This is a genomic window from Neolewinella antarctica, assembly GCF_011927835.1.
Taxonomy (GTDB): Bacteria; Bacteroidota; Bacteroidia; order Chitinophagales; family Saprospiraceae; genus Neolewinella; species Neolewinella antarctica.
Genome location: NZ_JAATJH010000001.1, coordinates 684,017 through 697,165 on the forward strand (window position 1 = coordinate 684,017; position 13,149 = coordinate 697,165).

The following is a 13,149-nucleotide window of genomic DNA, read 5'->3' on the forward strand; positions in this document are numbered from 1 at the left end:
TTCCACCGCCCAATAATTTAAAGCAGAACTAATGAAAGTTATCAAACGAATTGTGATTGTGTTGGTCGTGCTGATCGTCCTGGTCATCGGCGCACTGATTGCCGCACCGATCCTCTTTAAGGACCAGATCGTCGACAACGTCCGCACCAGCGTCAACAAGATGGTGGACGCGGAAGTGGATTTTCGGGACATCGACGTGAGCTTTTTACGGTCTTTTCCAGAAGTGTCCGTGCAGGTGCACGACGTGCGGGTGATCGGCATCGATACCTTCGCCGGGCTTCCCCTGATGAGGGCTAAAGAAGTTGTGGTTGACCTGGGTTTCTGGTCCGTTGTCGGTAGCGACGGGAATTATAACATCGAAGCCGTCACCATGACTGAGCCAGACATCAATCTAGTTGTCATTAGCCCGGAGCTGGCGAACTACCTTATCGTCCCGGAAACCGAGGCTGCCCAACCCTCCGACCCGGCACCTGCGACCGCGCAAATCAACCTAGAGCACTACGAAATCAAAAACGGCAGCTTCGTCTACGACGATCGGACTACGGACACCTATATCAAAATAAAAGGCTTACATACCACCGGCGACGGCGACTTCACCTCCACTTTGTTCGACCTCGACACCTACTCCGAAATCGAAGCCCTCACCCTCTCTCAGGGTGGCGTTACCTATCTCAATAAGGTCAAAGCCACGGCCGACGCCATTGTCGGTGTCGACCTCGATAACCAGCGGTACACATTTAAAGAAAACGTAATCAAGCTAAACGCCCTCGACCTGAATTTCGACGGGACGATCGAACTAGCGGCGAACGACGACATCCTTTTTGACCTAACCTACAATGCCCCGGCCAACGACTTTCGGCAACTGTGGAGCATGATCCCAGCGACCTACGTGGAAGGCTTCGAGGACGTAAAAACCACCGGCACCTTTACGCTGAACGGTACCGTCAAGGGTGCTTTCAACTCCGTTACCGAGACTTATCCCGCTTTCACCGTCAAAACCGACATTGCCTCCGGTAGCGTTCAGTACCCCGGCCGCCCCGTCGGCATCACCGGCATTGACGCAGCCGTTGCGATAAACAGCCCGAGCAGCGATCTGAACCAGCTGAAGGTTAACGTCCCTCGTTTCAACTTTAACCTGGGTGGCGATCCTTTTTCGGGAAGCTTCCGCCTGGCCACGCCGCTGAGTGACCCAGACATCGACGCCACGCTAAAGGGCACCATCGACCTGGACAAATGGGCGAAGGCAATCCCACTAGACGGCGTGACCGAACTAGGTGGTCGCATCATCGCCGACGTGGCCATGCAGAACGTTCGCCAGAGCGTACTCGACGCGGGCAACTACGCCGACGTGAGCATGACGGGTAATATGTCAATCGCAGACCTGATTTACGTAGCGGACGACTTACCACCCGTCCGTATCACCAACGCGACGGCTGACTTCACGCCGCAAGCCATCAACATCAGGGGGTTCGACGCCAAACTCGGCCGCAGCGATCTCAGTGGATCAGGCTCCATCACTACCCCGTTGGCTTACTTCAGCCCCGAGCAGACGATGCGCGGCAAAATCAACATCCTATCCAATTTTTTCGACGCCGACGAATGGATGGCGGAAGAGACTGGCAGTACCGTCAGTCCGGCGGAAATGGACGCTGCAGGTGTGGTGCCACCAACCGCGGAAACGGCAATTTTCGACCGGTTCGATTTCGACATCGACGCTGACATCAAGCAACTGAGCTACGGAACCTACCAACCCAAAAACTTGCGGGCCGTCGGCAACATCAAGCCCAACCGTCTCGACATCGAAGTGGCGGAGGCAACCCTCGGCAGCAGCTCCTTCAGCGCGAGTGGCAACGTGAAGAACTTATTCGATTACACCTTCGACAACGGTATACTCGGCGGCGACATCACCGTCCGCTCACCCTTCATCGACTTGGCGGACTTCATGACCGAAGAGCCGACAGCGGTGGAGTCTTCCACCACGACAACTGCTACTACCGCCGAGAGCGCCGCCATCCCGATCCCCGACAACATCCAACTCAACGTTAACCTCCTCGCCGACCGAGTCAAGTACGATGACATCGACCTCACCAACGCAGCCGGCAAATTACTGGTCCGTGGCGGCCAGGCGGTTATCGAGGACGGGCGGGCCAATCTTTTAGGTGGTGCGATGGACTTCGCGGGGGCTTACGATACTTCGGAGCCGGGCGACCCTGGGTTCCGATTCCATTACGACATGAAGTCGATCGACTTCACGCAGGCGTTCAACAAGCTAAACAGCTTTGCGGCGCTCGCCCCGATCGGTAAATTTATCCGGGGAAATTTCAGCACGGACTTGGTGCTCGAAGGGAAGTTGGGCGATGATTTGTTTCCGAAAATGAATAGTCTGAACGCGCAGGGGCTTTTCCAGACGTTCAACGCACAACTCACCGGCATCGAACCGCTACGCAAGATCGGTCAGGCCCTGAACGTAAAAGAACTCACCAACAGCACCACGCTGAGTGACATCATGACCGTGTTTAAAATCCAGGACGGCACCGTAGCCGTGGAGCCTTTCGACCTAAATATCGCCGGCATCCCCATGACGCTGGCCGGACGGCACGGGCTAGATTCGGACATGGATTACAACATCAAAGCAGCCATCCCCCGCAGCATGATCGAAGGCAACGCACTGGCCGGAGCAGCCCTGAGTGCGCTAGACAAACTGGGGGGGCAGGCCGCAAAACTCGGCCTCAATATTTCACCCGGTGACATACTGAACGTCGGGATCGGTTTGACGGGAAATTTTGCCAATCCGAAAACAAGCTTTAAGCTCCTCGGTACGGACGGCGGGGAGCCAGCCTCGGCACAGGATGCGCTTGTGGGAGCGGTCAAGGATCAAGCAAAAGCCGAAGTCGATAAGCAAGTCAACTTGGTAAAAGACCGGGCTCAGGCGCAGTTGGATAGTTTGAAGGGCATCGCTAACGTCCGTTCGCAGGCCATCCAGGACAGCATCCGTACGGTTGCCAATCTCCAGGCGGCCAAGTTGCAGCAGCTCGCCCAGGACCAACTAAAGGGCCAACTGGATTCTTTACGCTTAGATTCAATAGCGAAAAGCCTCCTGGGTGGTGACCCCGCTGACCGGATTAAGAAAGAACTCGGGAAGTTTAATCCGTTTAAGAAGAATTGAGGTGCGAGATGGGACCAAGAGTCAACGGTTTCGTCGGTAGTGTACGTCCGCAGATGCGCCGTCCCGGCGCGAATAAGGTTATGCGTTGAGGCGCTACCCCCTCGCGCCGGGACGGTGCATTGACCGAAAGAACACCCCTGTCCGGTCAAGCAGCGCTAAAATTCTTCGGCACACTGCAAGCCTCGATCACTACCGCGCACAGTTGCCGCAGCTGCCCGTCCGTAATGACAAAAGGTGGCATCAAATAAATCAGCTTCCCGAAGGGCCGAATCCAGACGCCTTCGTCCACAAAAAAGGCTTGGATAACTGCCTGATCGACCGGTTGCTCGGTTTCGATGACTCCAATCGCACCGAGAACGCGCACGTCGGTTACCATCGCCAGAGCAGCAGCCGGAGCGAGGTACCGATCCAGCAGTTGTCCAATGTTTTCAACTTGGGCTCGCCAGTCGCGAGAAAATAATAAATTGATACTGGCCACCGCCACGCTGCACGCCAGTGGATTGCCCATGAAGGTCGGCCCGTGCATGAGGTTCGGAACGTCGCTGTTACCGATGGTCTCGGCGACGTGATCCGTACACAAGGTTGCCGCCAGGGTCAGGTAACCGCCAGTTAAAGCTTTGCCCAGGGTAAGAATGTCGGGCGTTGCGGCTATCTCAGAGACGAACAGTGCGCCTGTCCGACCGAAGCCCGTAGCGATCTCATCGTAAATTAGTAGTAAACCGTGTTCGTCGCACAGACGCCGGACATGGTCCAGGTAACTGAGGTTGTAAAAGTGCATACCGCCCGCCCCCTGGACGCCCGGCTCGCAGATGAAGGCGGCGGATTCGTGCGCGTGCTTGGTAAAGAGCTCGTCCAGGCTCCTCAGATAAGATTTGTCGAGCGGGGTGTGCTGCCCGGCGGGTGGGCGGTCGACGAAGTGGTGGGTTGGCAAGAAGCCAGCGAAGAGTACGTGCATACCGTTTACCGGATCGCAGACGGACATCGGGCCGGTCGTGTCGCCGTGGTAGCCACCGCGGAAAGTGAGGAACTTGTTACGGCCCCGTTCGCCCCGTGCGTATTGGTACTGGATGGCCATCTTCATCGCGACTTCCACACTGACGGAACCGCTATCGGCCAGGAAGACGCGTTGGAGCGCGCCCGGTGTTATTTCTACCAGTCTGCGTGCCAACGCTACGGCCGGTGGGTGGGTAATACCGCCGAACATGACGTGCGACATGTGGTCGAGCTGCACTTTAGCCGCGGCGTTTAATTCCGGGACGTTGTAGCCGTGAATAGCACACCACCAAGAGGACATACCGTCGATAAGTTTACGGCCGTCGGCAAGTTCGAGTTCACAACCGGCTGCGGCGACCACCGGGTAAGTGGGTAGCGGATTCCGGAGTGAAGTGTAGGGGTGCCAGAGGTGGTGGCGGTCGAAAGCGAGGTCCTGGGCGGTAATGGTGGCGGTTGTTACTTGGTGACAAAATTGGTAAGAAAGCAAATTACTTGGCCCTGATTATGCCCCGGAAGCCGAGGTGGTTTAGTCCGCTATCCGCCGGCGTAAGTTGCTGCTGTGTCAAATTAAAGCCGGTGCAATAGGAGGTGCTACAGAGGAAGGAGCCGCCCTTGATAATGTTCTGGCCGGTGCGGGCGTCGGTGGTGGCCGTCCATTCCCATACGTTGCCGGACATATCGTAGAGGCCGTTTGCTGCCGGTGGGAAAGACTTTACGGGGGCAACGCCGGGGAAGTCATCGAGCACGTTGTCTTCGTAGGGAAAGGGGCCTTGCCACCAGTTGCCGAGGTACTTTCCGTCGGGCGTCATTTCTTCGCCCCAGGGGAAGTCGGTGGTGGTGCCGGACTGGGCGGCGGCGAAGGTCCATTCGGGTTCGGTGGGGAGTTGTTTTCCGGCCCAGCTTAGGTAAGCATTCACGTCGCGTAGGCTGACCTGGGTGACGGGGGTAGCAGCGGGCGCGCTCGTCCCGACTGAGTGCGGGACTAGCTCTCGCGTCGCGGGCTGGCTACCAGCTAGTCCCGTGCTCTGTCGGGATGCCGGGCCGAGGGGAAAGAGCCAGGTGGCCGAGTCTACCGGGAGCCAGGTAAGGGAATCTTTACTGAATACGCCCGACCAGCCGAAGTCTTCCGCCTCGGTGACATAATCAGTCGCGGTAATAAACTTGGCAAAATCGGCTATCGTGGTTTCCGTAGCGTCCATGAAAAAGCCAGCTTGCTGGTCGTCGCCTTCGATCCAAACCATGCCTTCCGGAGCGGCTCGGGGCGGACCTTTCTCTGCTCCTTCACAACTCCACACGGCACCCGCGACCACGCCAAGGAGTATAAAAGAAAACAGCAATTGTGGACGTAAAGCAGCGATCATGCCACAAAGGTAAGCCTATCTTCGGGCCACAAACCGACCGCCATGCGACTACCCGCCGAATGGGAAAAACAACAAGCCGTTTTATTCGCTTTCCCCCGCCGCGCCGGCGACTGGGGCGACCAGCTCGACGCCGCTTCCCGCGCTATGATCCGCGCCGCTAACCTCGTGAATAAAGTTACCCGAACCATCATCATCGTCAGCGACCCAGACCATTTTTCCGCCTACGCCGACGACTACGAAGGCCCCCACGTAGAATTACCGACGGACGATTGCTGGGTCCGAGATTTCGGCCCGATCACCTGCGAAACGGACGATGGCGAAACGGTGATGATTGACTTCCAATTCAACGGCTGGGGCGGCAAATTTGACGCGACGAACGATAATCAAATCCCCGCTCGATTGCACAAAGAAATGTTTTGGGACCATATCTACCAGCATAGTGATTTAGAACTCGAAGGCGGCAGCATCGAAAGTGACGGCCATGGCACCATTCTAACTACCACAACCTGCCTGCTCAACACCAACCGCAACGATGGCGGACTCACGAAAAACAAAGTCGAACTCAAACTTCGCAAAACACTGGGAGCCAAACGATTCCTCTGGCTCACCCACGGATCACTAGCGGGCGACGACACCGACGCGCACGTTGATACACTAGCCCGATTCGTGGATGAAACCACCATAGCATACGTTGCGTGCGACGATCCGGCGGATGAGCATTTCGCGGACCTTAAAAAGATGGAGGCTGAATTACAAGCCTTTCGGACACCGGACGGCAAAGCTTACGAGCTACTCCCCCTACCCTGGCCGCCGGCCATCGGGAGCAGCGAAGACGGTCACCGCTTACCAGCCACCTACGCCAATTTCCTGATTAGCAACGGAACCATTTTTGTCCCGACCTACTTCGGCGAAACCGCCGCCGGCCACCCGGGGCACACCACCGATGCGCTTGTACTAGAAATACTAAAACTGGATGGACGCTACAAAACGGTTGGCATATCGAGTCGTGCTTTTTTGGAGCAGCACGGTTCCCTGCACTGCCTGACGATGCAAATTCCAACACTGTGAGTATTGACTGAAGATTGAAGCGACCGGAAATACCACGTGAAGGCCTCTTTCGAACAACCACGCGCCAGTCCCGCTTGGCAAATAGTTACCTTGCCCCAAATCCTTTTGAATGCTCAGCCGCAAAGATTTCATCCGCCACTCCGTCATCGCCGCCGCCGGCCTTCCCCTGCTCGGTTGCGGAAATAGCGGACAAAACACCGCACAATCCGCCGTTAATATGGAACCACTCACCGGACGCGATTACCTCAATACGATTGGTTTACAATTATGGTCCGTACGCGACCAGTGGAAGGCCGCGCCGCGCCTCACGCTCGAAACGCTGGCGGAGATCGGGTACAAACAAATTGAGTTACAGGACACTCGCCACGCTTCGGAGTTAGCACCCATTGCGAAGGATCTCGGGTTGCAGGTTCACAGTAGTTTCATCAACTGGAACACCATCACCGGCGGTTGGGAATACACCCCGGACGATCCGCTGCGTTTTGAATTCGCGGAAGTAATGGACCAAGCCAACGAGCATGGCCTGAGCCACATCGTTTTCGGCTACCTCGAAGCCCAGGAACGCGACACGGCAGATAAGTGGCGCAAACTAGCTGACGACCTCAACGAAGCGGGTATGCGGGCAAAGAACAACGGCTTACAGCTGACTTATCACAACCATAACTTCGAGTGGGACCCCATCGAAGGCACGACCGGCTTCGATATTTTAATGGACCGGATGGACGGCGACCTCGTCCCCTTCGAACTCGACATATTCTGGGCACAGATCGCCGGACAGGACGCCCGCCAGACGATGACTAAAGTGAAGGACCGGTTGGAACTACTTCACCTCAAGCAGCTTAATCCAAAAACGCCCGTCATTACGGACATCAACGACGTTCCCTCCGACGCCTTCGAAGAACTCCCCGACGGCAACATTCCGATCAAGGAACTTATGGACTACGGTCAGGAACTAGGCGTGAAATACTGCATGGTCGAGCAGGATGATAATTATGAGGAGAGTAGCCTGAAGAGCGTCCAAAAAAGCCTGGAGTGGTTGCAAACCTCAGAAATCTAGCTCAAGCTCTCAGCTCTATTCTCTTTACTCTTACCTCTATACTCCTCTTAAAGAATATAGATCGTGCTCCGCACTTGAGGAGTAAAGAGTAAAGATGGCTTCGGCGGCAGGCTCCGACGTCCTTACTCTTTATTTGCTTCGCAGTACTTCGTGCTCTTACATCTATACTCTATACTCCTCCTTTCCCCTCTTTACAAGTAGATAACAAAACAGTACGGTCGAATGACTGGTCGATGCAGTTAAGATCATTACCTTTGCGCCCCCTTAGCGTAAGCCAATGAAAACCAAAACACTACGTCCCGACAAAGTCAACGTCATCACCCTGGGTTGCTCGAAGAATCTGGTGGATTCGGAGAACATCATCACCCAACTGAAAGCTAATGATTACGAGGTAGACCACGATTCCAACGAACAGGCCAACATCGTGATCGTCAACACTTGTGGTTTCATCGACCTGGCTAAGGAAGAAAGCGTGAACACGATCCTCGACTACGCCGACCGGAAGACGCGCGGTGAGATCGACAAACTTTACGTGACGGGTTGCCTAAGTCAGCGCTATAAGGATAACCTGGAAGCGCAAATCCCCGAAGTCGACGATTATTTCGGTACGATGGAGCTTCCCGGTCTACTCAATCGCCTCGAAGCCGACTACAAGCACGACCTGATCGGCGAGCGGTTCATCACCACGCCTGAGCATTACGCGTACCTGAAAATTAGTGAAGGCTGCAACCGGACTTGTTCTTTTTGCGCCATCCCGCTGATGCGCGGCAAGCACGTCAGCCGGCCGATGGAAGAGTTGGTGAAGCAGGCAACGCACTTTGCTAAAAACGGCGTGAAAGAACTGATGCTGATCGCCCAGGAACTCACCTATTACGGACTTGACATCTACAAAAGCCGCGCCCTACCCGATTTACTAGAAGCATTGGCCGCCGTTGAGGGGATTGAGTGGATCCGCCTGCATTACGCCTACCCCAGCAAATTCCCCCGGGAGATTTTTGACGTGATGGCCGCCCAGCCGAAAGTTTGTAACTACCTCGATATTCCGTTGCAGCACGGCAGCAACGCCGTCCTCCAGCGGATGCGCCGCCAGGTTACTCGCCAGGACACGGAGGACTTGATCGCCCACGCGCGCATCACTGTCCCGGGTATTGCCATTCGGACGACTTTCCTCGTCGGCTACCCCGGCGAAACGGAGGAAGAATTCGAAGAAATGTGTGATTTCGTACAGCGGATGCGCTTCGAGCGGTTGGGCGTTTTCATGTACAGCCACGAAGAAGACACTTCCGCACACGACGTTGAGGATGACGTACCCGCTGAAGTGAAAGCGGATCGCGCCAACCGCCTGATGGAGATTCAAAAGGAGATCAGTTTGGAACTGAACGAAGCCCGCATCGGACATCACATGCGGGTACTGATCGACCGTAAAGACGACGAATTCTACGTCGGCCGCACGGAGTATGACAGCCCCGACGTGGACAACGAAGTACTCATTCCCGCCGACCAAGCTTACTTACGGACCGGAGATTTCGTAAACGTCCGCATCACGGAAGCTTCCGAGTACGATCTGGAGGCCACGGTGCTCGTCGTGGAAAAGGTATAGAAATTTATGGCGGTCGCCTTGGAAAACTCCCCCGGGGAATTACCTTTGCCCCGCTTCCGCAGGGAGCCGCCGCAACTTCCGGTTTACGCCGCCCGTTGCAGTGCCCAAGTACCAGCCGGTGTGGCGGAATTGGTAGACGCGCTGGATTCAAAATCCAGTTCTTTCGAGAGTGTGGGTTCGATTCCCACCGCCGGTACTTTCAGGGTGATTTAGTTACCCTTTTCACGAAATGTCGTGAATGCGAGATTTTTTTTGCGCTGACGCGGGTGCCATGCCTTGGGGATGGAGCCCAGTTTTTAGGTCAGCGAGCAAATAGCCGCCGAAGTGGTGAAATTGGTAGACACGCACGTTTCAGGGACGTGTGCAGCAATGTGTGGGGGTTCGAGTCCCCCCTTCGGCACTTCACTTCCTAGTGAATATCGGTCCATTCTCCTTCGGGGGTTTGGGCCTTTTTTTTGGCTTATCTCCACCAATTGCCGGATGAATGAGGACAGTTGTATCACCTTCCAAAATCGCGAATCTTATCTCTTTCCTCTTACTTCTTTTCTCCCGCTTCCCGCCTTCTCCAAAGCACGCAGTACAGCACTAGCTAAGTCCGCCGAGTGAAACCCAAGAAGCAGCACCACGTTCCGTACATTTGCCCCACCCAAATGCAAACTCACCTCTCCCTAACCGCCCTACCCCGCTTCCGCCGCTCGGTCGTCACGATCGGGAGCTTCGACGGCGTGCACCGCGGCCACCAGCAACTGCTGCGGAGAATCGTGAAATTGGCCACGCAGCGGGGCGGAGAATCCATCGTGATCACCTTCGACCCGCATCCCCGTACCGTCCTGCAACCGGAAGATGATTCCTTGCGGCTGCTGAGTACTACGGAGGAAAAGGCTCGCTACTGCGAAGACTTGGGTATCGACCATTTGATCGTCGTACCCTTTACGCTGGAGTTCGCTCGCCAGGACCCCGCGGCCTACGTAGAGAACTTCCTCGTGAAATACTGCCAGCCGGATCGGATCGTGGTGGGGTACGACCACCGGTTCGGTAAAGACCGCACCGGAGATATTGAATACCTTAACTACCGCAGTAATGATTTGGGTTACGAGGTGATTGAGATCGACGCGCAGGAGGTAAACGAAATCACCGTCAGCTCCACCCTCATCCGTAACTCTTTACTGGCGGGTCAAGTCACGAAAGCGAGCGGCTTACTAGGTAGACCTTACGAACTCACCGGCACCGTTATTGAAGGCCAGCGCGTCGGTAGAACGATCGGCTTCCCGACGGCCAATCTAGCCATCGGCCACCGCTTGAAATTGATTCCCACCAATGGCATCTACGCCGTCCGGGTGAGATACGGAAGCCGCAAGCTCACCGGCATGCTCTACATCGGTGATCGCCCCAGCCTGAACGACGGGCGCGGCGTCACGATCGAGCTCAATATCTTCGATTTTGCGGAGGATTTGTACGGCGAGGAACTCACCGTCTACTTCCACGAATTCTTGCGAGGTGACCTTAAATTAGACGGGCTCGAAGCGTTGAAAGACCAACTAAAGAGCGACGAAGCCGCAGCCAGAAAAAGCTTGTCCGCCTCATCCAAGTCGGGCAGTTCTGGTGACACACCTCGACCCGATACCGCCGTCGTAATCTTGAATTACAATGGCCGCGGTTACCTGGAAAAGTACTTACCCAGCGTGCTGGGGAATTGCCCGGACTACGCCCGCGTCATCGTTGCCGATAACGCCAGCACGGATGATTCCCTTAGCTTCCTTCGTACGCACTTTTCCGAAGTACAAGTAATTGAGCTGCCGGAGAACTATGGCTTTGCCAACGGCTACAATATGGCGTTGCTGGAAGTCAAAGCTGACATCTACGTTTTGCTGAACAGCGACGTGCGCGTCACCCCGCGCTGGATCGAGACCATCATTCCAGCATTCGATGACCCGGCGGTAGCCGCCGTACAGCCCAAAATTCTCTCCGAAGCGGAACCCGACCGGTTCGAATACGCTGGCGGCGCGGGTGGTTACCTGGACTACCTCGGCTACCCCTTCTGCCGGGGCCGCATTTTTCAGGCGACGGAGCGGGACGAAGGGCAGTACGACGGAACGAAGGAAGTATTCTGGGCAACCGGCGCCGCTTTCTTTTGCCGCGCGGAAGTCTTCCACGCGCTGGGTGGCTTCGAGCCGGAGTACTTCGCCCACGCCGAAGAAATCGACCTTTGCTGGCGCATGAAACGTGCGGGATTTAAGATACTGGCCGTCCCCGCGTCCGAAGTGTACCACGTCGGTGGCGGAACTTTATCCTACAATACCCCCCAAAAAGCCTACCTCAACTTCCGCAACACGCTGACGACCAGCTTCAAGAATGAACCCCTGAGCCGCTTAGTTTGGTGGCTACCCGTACGGTTGGTATTAGATGGATTTGCCGGGCTGCTGTTTCTGTCACAGGGCAAGACTGCGCACATCCTGTCCATCCTGCGCGCCCATTTTCATTTCTACGGGCACCTCCCGCAATGGATCGCACGCCGCAAAGAAAGGACACGCCAAATCGAGGCCGCTCGCATTGGTACGGACCGCACGGAATTCGGCCGCGTCGCCGACAGCGTGATCGTGCATTATTATTTGCTGCGGCACAAACGGTTCTCCAAAGTCTACCGCAAGCAAATCATGATTGAGAAACTTGTGTGAGCCCCTGACCGTAGACCGCAGACCCTAGATTGCAAACTCCCCCCCTTCCCTTCGTCAGCAATCGTAATTGCTTGCTATTTAAGCTAAGTCGGCGAACCAACGTGCTTGCGGAATTACGGATATTTGCCGGACCACCAAAAACACGAAATTATGGCCATGCTCGATTTCGGAGGCACCGAAGAAAAAGTCGTCCTCCGCAAAGAATTCCCCCTCAAAAAAGCGCTGGAGACCCTCAAGGACGAAACCATCGCCGTGATCGGCTACGGCGTTCAGGGCCCCGGCCAGAGTATGAACCTGCGTGATAACGGGTTCAACGTCATCGTCGGCCAGCGTAAAGGTGGCGCTAGTTGGGATAAGGCCGTCAAGGACGGCTGGGTACCCGGCGAAACGCTTTTTCCCATCGAGGAAGCCGCCGCGAAGGGCACGATCATTCAGTACCTCCTTTCCGACGCCGCCCAGATTGAAGTATGGCCCAAGCTCAAGCCGCACCTGACGCCGGGTAAGGCGCTCTACTTCAGCCACGGTTTTGGTATAACCTATAATGACCAGACGGGTATTCACGCGCCCGAGGGCGTCGACGTGATTCTCGTTGCGCCAAAAGGGTCCGGCACTTCGCTGCGCCGCATGTTCGTGGCTGGCCGGGGGCTGAACTCCAGTTACGCCATCGCGCAGGACGCAACGGGGCGGGCTTACGAGCGGGTGATTGCGCTCGGTATCGGTGTTGGATCGGGCTACCTTTTCGAGACTGACTTTAAGCGGGAAGTGTACTCCGACCTAACCGGCGAGCGCGGAACCTTGATGGGGGCCATTCAGGGTATCTTCGAAGCGCAGTACGACGTGCTCCGTTCGCACGGCCACACGCCCTCCGAGGCTTTTAATGAAACGGTCGAGGAACTCACGCAGTCGCTCATGCCCCTCGTCGCTGAAAACGGTATGGACTGGATGTACGCCAACTGTTCCACCACCGCCCAGCGGGGTGCGCTGGACTGGAAAGATAAATTCCGCGACGCCACGAAGCCCGTTTTCGAAGACCTGTACAACAGCGTCGCGACGGGTAAAGAAGCTAAACGCAGCATTGACAGCAACTCACAGCCCGACTACCGCGTCAAGCTGGAAGCGGAACTGAAGGAACTTCAGGACAGTGAAATGTGGCGCGCCGGCCGGACGGTCCGCAGCCTGCGCCCGGAAAATAACTAGTCTTAGACCAGAACATTAGTAATTCGCCGGTC

General features: G+C 56.0%; 8 protein-coding genes and 2 tRNA genes. 8 read left to right on the forward strand and 2 right to left on the reverse strand.

Features of this window, described 5'->3' with window-relative positions:
• The first annotated feature begins 31 nt into the window (after positions 1-31).
• Positions 32-3,166, forward strand: coding sequence for an AsmA family protein (locus GGR27_RS02820; RefSeq protein ID WP_168035866.1), 3,135 nt, complete (start codon positions 32-34; stop codon positions 3,164-3,166).
• Positions 3,167-3,311: 145 nt separating this feature from the next.
• Here the strand turns inward: GGR27_RS02820 and bioA are convergent, their stop codons facing one another.
• Together bioA and GGR27_RS02830 are read right to left on the reverse strand one after the other, a co-directional pair.
• On the reverse strand, positions 3,312-4,604 hold the full coding sequence (gene bioA / locus GGR27_RS02825) for an adenosylmethionine--8-amino-7-oxononanoate transaminase (RefSeq protein ID WP_168036388.1): 1,293 nt from the start codon (positions 4,602-4,604) through the stop codon (positions 3,312-3,314).
• Positions 4,605-4,647: 43 nt separating this feature from the next.
• Positions 4,648-5,520, reverse strand: a complete 873-nt coding sequence (locus GGR27_RS02830) for an SUMF1/EgtB/PvdO family nonheme iron enzyme (RefSeq protein WP_168035867.1) — start codon at positions 5,518-5,520, stop codon at positions 4,648-4,650.
• 42 nt (positions 5,521-5,562) lie between these two features.
• Between GGR27_RS02830 and GGR27_RS02835 the strand changes: the two genes are divergently transcribed.
• From GGR27_RS02835 to ilvC, 7 genes are all read left to right on the forward strand, one after another.
• Complete coding sequence (locus GGR27_RS02835; RefSeq protein WP_168035868.1) at positions 5,563-6,588, forward strand: agmatine deiminase family protein; 1,026 nt, start codon at positions 5,563-5,565, stop codon at positions 6,586-6,588.
• Positions 6,589-6,697: 109 nt separating this feature from the next.
• Complete coding sequence (locus GGR27_RS02840; RefSeq protein ID WP_168035869.1) at positions 6,698-7,645, forward strand: sugar phosphate isomerase/epimerase family protein; 948 nt, start codon at positions 6,698-6,700, stop codon at positions 7,643-7,645.
• A gap of 277 nt (positions 7,646-7,922) precedes the next feature.
• The gene (rimO, locus tag GGR27_RS02845; protein WP_168035870.1) at positions 7,923-9,245 is read left to right on the forward strand and encodes a 30S ribosomal protein S12 methylthiotransferase RimO; all 1,323 of its coding nucleotides are present in this window, start codon (positions 7,923-7,925) and stop codon (positions 9,243-9,245) included.
• Between the two features lie 114 nt (positions 9,246-9,359).
• Positions 9,360-9,441, forward strand: a tRNA-Leu gene (locus GGR27_RS02850).
• 122 nt (positions 9,442-9,563) lie between these two features.
• A tRNA-Leu gene (locus tag GGR27_RS02855) sits at positions 9,564-9,645 on the forward strand.
• Between the two features lie 250 nt (positions 9,646-9,895).
• Entirely contained in the window at positions 9,896-11,920 is a 2,025-nt protein-coding gene (locus GGR27_RS02860; protein WP_168035871.1) for a bifunctional riboflavin kinase/FAD synthetase, read from the forward strand.
• A gap of 150 nt (positions 11,921-12,070) precedes the next feature.
• Positions 12,071-13,117 (forward strand): ketol-acid reductoisomerase, encoded by a 1,047-nt coding sequence (gene ilvC, locus GGR27_RS02865; protein WP_168035872.1) that lies wholly within the window; start codon positions 12,071-12,073, stop codon positions 13,115-13,117.
• The last annotated feature ends 32 nt before the right edge of the window (positions 13,118-13,149 follow it).